Raw genomic sequence first — 4,802 nt, 5'->3', positions numbered from 1 at the left:
GAATCTGGAAGGGCGGGTCGGGCGGGCGTGCGATCGCCCGACCCGCCCCGCTCCTATTGCTGCTCGGTGTTGTGCCGGTTGGCGATCGTGTCGGTGGAGGTGGCTCCGGCCCAGATGCGGACGCTGTCGATCTTTCCGGGGAAGTAGCGCGCGGCTGCCCCGTTGATCTTCGCCCGACCGATCTCGAACGCTCCGCCGCCCTGCCAGGAGACCGAGTACGACACACCGTCCTCGTCGCCCATCCGGGCGCTGTCGACATGCAGCTTGAGCGCGCCGAGCTTGGAGGTGTCGTCCAGGTCGGCGGCCGCCTGGGCGTCGTAGACGACCGTCAGCATGACCGGAACGCCCAACTGGGCCGTGGTGAGAGCGGTTGATTCGCTCTCGGTCCAGACTGCTCCGGTGCCGTCCTTGTTCGGGCGGCCGAATGTCCACCGCCCCTGGGTGCTGCCGGCCGGTTGCTCGTACCAGACGCCCCAGGAGGACTGGCTCGTCCCGGACTGGCCGAACACCTGCACCGTGTATGACTTGCTGGTGTCGGCGAGCTTGGCGGGGTCCAGCGTCACCCAGGCGGTCGCGGTGAACGACCCCGAGTCGTCGATGACCGGGCCGGCGGCGGTGGCGTGCGCACTGGTGCCGTTGAGGGTCATCGTCTGCGTGGTCGTGACCTCTTCGCCGATCTCCGGGTCACCGGTGCTGAACTGGGTGAGCGCGGCCCCGTTGAGGGCCAGGTTCCGGCCGAAGCCGCTGGTGTCCTTCACCGTGGTGCCACTCGCGTTGGCCATGTCCGCGGCGTCCCAGTTGGCGACGAGCGTCGGGACCGGGTCGCCGGCGGTGCCGTCGCTGATGTCCTCGTCCTCCAGCCAGGCGTCGTGGGCGACCTCGGTGTCCGCCAGCGCACGGGACCAGACCTTCACCTCGTCGATGGTTCCGGCGAAGTTCTCCTTGCCGGTCGCCGAAGCCCACAGTCGCCCGACCTGCAGGTTGCCGGACGCCTTCCACGGAGTGGCCGTGAACGGCACCGGGTCGCCCTGCGGGATGCCGTTGACGTAGAGCTGAATGGTCTGCGCCGCCGCATCGTAGACGCCGGCCAGGTGGGTCCAGGCGTTCAGGACCGGCGGCTTGGCACCGATCGAGCGAGTGATGGCGGGAGCGGAGACATCCGTCTGGTGACGGTTGAAAACCCAGGCGTTGTAGGCGGTCGAGTAGTACAGCTGGAACCCGGAGGCGTTCGTCCCCGCCTGCGACAGGACGGTGTAGTTGACGTCCTTCTTCCCCAGACGGGCCCAGGCCGAGACGGTGAAGGACTTGGTGGTGTCCAGTACCGCGCCGGTGGTGGAGAGGTAGGCGCTGGTTCCGTTGAGCTTGGCCGCGGCGGAGCCGCTGCGGGCCAGGGTGTCCCAGGTGGCCCCCGAGGAGGTCAGCGGATGCGGGGTCGCGCTGGTGGCGTCGGTAAGAGTTTTGTCCAGGTGCCAGATGCCCGAGGGCTTCTCGGCGCCCTTCACCAGAAAGCTGTAGTAGCCGGTGAGCGAGCTGTGTCCGGCCGCGTCGTAGCCCCAGACCTGGATGGTGTTCTCACCGGCCTGGTTCGGCGTGATCGTCCGAGTGGTCGCCGTGCCCTTGGCGACGGTGATCGGGGAGGAGACCGCCCCGCTGTTCAGCTTCCACTTGTAACTGACGACGTCCGACTGGATGCCGGCCATGGTCGGGTTGGTGTCCGCGGGGGTGAAGGTGAACTTGCCCGACGTGCCCACCCCGCCCGCGGCCGGGTCGGTCTCGGCCGGCTTGTAGAGGCCGTCCGCGCTGGTCACCACCGGAGGCGGCGGCGAGTCGGTGTCGATGCGGAAGTAGCACCAGGACGACCAGGCCGAGTCCAGAACGCCGGTGACGCCCCGGTCCGTCTTGTAATACGCCTGCGTCTTGACCCGCATCCGGTAGTCCGTCTGCGCCGGCAGCTTGCTCGAGGACGCGGTGCGGGCGGCGTTGTCGGCCACCCAGGCACCGTCCGGCGAGGCCGCGTACCAGGCGCGGCTGGAGCCATCGGCCTTCCACACCTCGAACATGGCGCGCAGCTGGGCGTTGGAGCCGTCGGCCGACTGCACCGTGGCCAGCATCTTCGGCGTGGTGTCACTGGTGGCGAAGGGCAGCGTGGAGGCGTTGCAGGCCCGCCCGGTGGTGCCCTGCTGGACGCCGTGGGAGGTCGGCTTGCCCGGGTAGGAGACGTAGGTCACCGACAGCTTCGCGTCCTTGCGGAACCGCGCCCAGGCGGACGCGTCGGACTCGTCGTGCGCGGTCAGCGAGAAGGTGATCTGGGATGTCTTGTTGGCGGCGTAGGACGCGAGGGTGGTCGTCAGATTCTCATTCGTCTCATCCACGTTGTCACTGAAGCGCACCCAGTTCGCCGGCTGCGACGGGTTGCACAGGGCGCCTCGCCCGTAGGCCACGTGCCGGTCGCCCATCAGGTCCACCGCGGTGGGACGGGACGACCAGGTGGTGCTGGAGGAGATGCCCTTGTTCACACGGCTCAGGTCGTACCAGTGCGGATCGCAGGTGAACGTCCACACCTGGTACACCTCCATCGTCGCGTCCAGGACCTTCTTGCCGTGGATCGACGACAGCGGATACTCGAAGTACATGCGCTGCGTGTAGGGGCTGTTGGAACAGAGGTAGCCGGCGTAGTTGGAGCAGCGCCCCACACCCTTGTCGCCGTCGAATTCCCAGTACTTGGTGCCGTTGGAGGCCAGGGCCGTCCAGTCGCCCAGCGTGATGCCCTTGGTCGGCGGGTCGATGTAGAGCGGGAAGACGGTGTCCTCGCCATGCAGCAGGGCCGGGTCGGGTGTGATCTCCAGCGTGGTGCCGGTGACCTTGAGCGGTAGCTTGGCCGCCGCGTCACCGCTGCCGGGGCCCTCCTCGGGGTCCGGCTCGCCTCCGGCGGCGGGCAGCGGGGCCACCTGCATCGCCTTGGGCTCATTCCTGGCCTCCGCCTCTGCTGACGACGCAGTACTGGCGGATTGAGTGGTAGTGGTGGCTGAGGCTGGGGTGTCGCCGGCTGAGTCCCACATCCGCCCCGACGGGCTTTCGAAGACGGGGGTGCCATCGCTGTCGCGCGCGACGAAACCGCCGTCGGCCGTCGGGGCGATGCCCAGACCACCGCTGGAGACGGTCATGTGATCTTCGAAAGTGCCGGGTTCCCCGCCGCCTCAGGCGTCTTGACCACGAGCACCGAGGTGTAGCCGGAACTCAGCGCGGTCAGTTTCAGGTCGACGTCCGGGAGGACTCCGGCATAGGTGGCGGTGTTGCCGTCGAGCCGGGGTTCGGGGAGCACGGTGGGCCAGCCGAGCTGCAGCTCGTGCCCCTTGTCCTCCAGCGTGACCAGTCCGTCCCCGCTGCCGCCGCCCGAGAAGGTGAGGCCGACCGTCGTGTTCTCCGCCCGTACGGAGCCGTCGGACGCGCGCACGAGGCTGGTGTCGATGGGGGCCCAGGTACCGCCATCCCGTCGGGCACGGACCGGGGCCGCGTGCATGTCCTGTGTGAAGGTGCCGTCCGGGTTGGCGAACACCTGGGAGGACTCGGTGGTCGCCGAGTCCACGGCCACCCGCTCACCGGTTTCCGCTGCGAGAGCGCTCGCTGTTTCCTCTGGAGTCCGATCAGCCGATACCGAGGTCGCTCCCCCATCGGCAAATGCCGGAGTCGCCCCGGCCCCGGCCGCAGAAACTGTCCCCCCTAGAAGCGTGGCGGCTATTGCCCCACTCCTCACCACCTGACGCCAGCCGTGCCGCCATTGATGCGTAAACACGCCCCACCCGTTCTTTTAAATTTTGCCTTAGAAGAAGCTGTGAAGATCATGTGTTGGGCGAGCATGCCGGTCAATGGTGATGCGCATCACATCACCTAGACCGTGCGGTCGATATGAGCGTGCTGGTTGAGCTAGTGACGTTGATGAGGAAATCCCCGGTAAGCGGCGCAGTGAAAAAGATCCACCGTGTTATCGGAAATTCGTGTGCTGTCTACCCTTCGGTGTCGATCTGTCCGTCGTACACCTGCGCCTTACTCGCCAACTGGCCGTGCATCACTATGAACGAAGCACCATCGCGGTTCAGCGGCCAAGAGCGGACGGTGCCACCCGGTGCCCGGCAGCAGGCGCTGGACGCACTGCGCCAGCAGGTCCCTGCATGCGTTCCATTGCCAGCCGGACACGGGCGCCCGGCACCCTCGACCAGCCCAGGCAGCCCTCTGACCGACTGCTGGGTGGCTACACGCTCTTCGCCGGCCCTTCGTCGAACGGAGTGGAAGGCGGCACTGCATGACGTGGTCCTTGCCCGAGCCGATGCTCACTTCCGTCGTCGAGAAACCCCGCCCTGCCCGACGGATGGACAGCGGAGTTGAAGCGGACCGATTCTCCAGATACTCAGGACTGTCCCGTCTGAGCGACCTTCCGTGCTTCCCATATCCCGGTCCGGAGAGCCCTTAGCCCTTTTGGTCTGGCACGGCTTCATTAACGAACCGGTCGGCGCCGCCCCGGCCCCCGCTGCGGAGCAAGCTTGAGTGAACGGCTATGACGACTCAGAGACCGATGAGTTCAGCAAGGCTGAAAACAGCCGGTTCTCTTGATCTCCTTCTAGACAATCAGGCATGGAGCACCACTCCGAGCCCGCGCCGAATGGCTCAAACCTTACCTCTGCCAGCAGGGCTGTTCCCTCAACTCGGGAGGTAGCCCTTTTCCGTCAGAAGTGCTGGGAGGGAGGCCGATGGTAGACATTCCACGCTGGAGAGCCGACCGCTGCCTTAGTACTGCAACGGTGCTT

The 4,802-nt window shown here is 66.9% G+C and carries 2 protein-coding genes; both read right to left on the bottom strand.

Features of this window, described 5'->3' with window-relative positions; all coding sequences use genetic code 11:
- Positions 1-53 precede the first annotated feature (53 nt).
- Positions 54-2,954: a LamG domain-containing protein gene (locus tag AOK11_RS28680; RefSeq protein WP_240497522.1), complete on the bottom strand. Its 2,901-nt coding sequence runs from the start codon at positions 2,952-2,954 to the stop codon at positions 54-56.
- Positions 2,955-3,160: 206 nt separating this feature from the next.
- Positions 3,161-3,592: a hypothetical protein gene (locus AOK11_RS45460; RefSeq protein WP_240497521.1), complete on the bottom strand. Its 432-nt coding sequence runs from the start codon at positions 3,590-3,592 to the stop codon at positions 3,161-3,163.
- Positions 3,593-4,802: the final 1,210 nt, after the last annotated feature.

This window comes from Streptomyces hirsutus, from assembly GCF_001418415.1.
GTDB classification, from domain to species: Bacteria; Actinomycetota; Actinomycetes; order Streptomycetales; family Streptomycetaceae; genus Streptomyces; species Streptomyces hirsutus.
Note: the sequence above shows the minus strand (reverse complement) of the source record. Positions and strands in the feature narration are given on the sequence as shown.

Bases quoted from the DNA above. Each gene is read 5' to 3' on its own strand.
- AOK11_RS28680 (WP_240497522.1), bottom strand. From the start codon at position 2,954: ATGCAGGTGGCCCCGCTGCCCGCCGCCGGAGGCGAGCCGGACCCCGAG.